1 protein-coding gene is annotated in these 879 nt (G+C 59.7%); it reads left to right on the forward strand.

The genetic code is table 11. The features are described 5' to 3' along the window. A partial coding sequence (locus tag ACLFKU_RS43700; RefSeq protein ID WP_410853384.1) for an IS30 family transposase occupies positions 1-879 on the forward strand: 879 nt, incomplete at both ends.

Below are 879 nucleotides of genomic sequence, written 5' to 3' on the forward strand. Positions count from 1 at the left end.
GCCTCGAGTATCGTGCTTCGGTCGCGCAGTGGAAGGCGGAACGGTTCGCTAAACGACCAAAGCCAGCGAAGCTGGCGACTAATGCACGGCTGCGTCAATATGTACAGGAGCGCCTGGAGGGCAAAGTACATGACGTTGATGGTCGTGAAATTGCCGGGCCCAGGCAGGCGCCGTTCAAGGGGCGAAATAAACCAAATCGCGGTGACCGAAAGTGGGTCAACGGCTGGTCACCTGAACAGATTGCCAATCGATTGCAGGTAGATTTCCCGGACGATGAGTGTATGCGCATCTCTCACGAAGCCATTTATCAAGCGCTCTATATTCAGGGGCGCGGCGCGCTCAAGCGCGAGCTGGTGGGCTGCCTGCGCACCGGTCGTGCGTTGCGCGTTCCCCGAGCGAGAGCGCGTGCCAAGGCGTGGGCGCACGTAAGCGAGGAGGTGATGATTTCCAGTCGGCCTGCAGAGGCGGAAGATCGTGCTGTGCCGGGCCATTGGGAAGGAGACCTGCTCATTGGCCTGAACCGATCCGCCATTGGGACGCTGGTGGAAAGATCAAGCCGTTTCACGATGCTCGTGCACTTACCCCGGGAGAAAGGCTATGGACTGATTCCGCGCACGAAAAACGGACCCGCGCTGGCCGGCTACGGAGCTGTCACGATGGCCAACGCACTCAAGAAGACCGTGGCGGACCTGCCTGCCCAGTTGTGGCGATCACTAACCTGGGATCGTGGCAAGGAGCTGTCCGATCACGCGCGCTTCACTATCGAGTCCGGCGTGAAGGTATTCTTCGCCGACCCGCACAGCCCATGGCAGCGCGGTACGAACGAAAACACCAATGGCCTTCTACGACAATACTTTCCAAAGGGCACAGACCTGTCCC

The organism is Paraburkholderia sp. EG304 (assembly GCF_046543485.1).
Taxonomy (GTDB): domain Bacteria; phylum Pseudomonadota; class Gammaproteobacteria; order Burkholderiales; family Burkholderiaceae; genus Paraburkholderia; species Paraburkholderia youngii.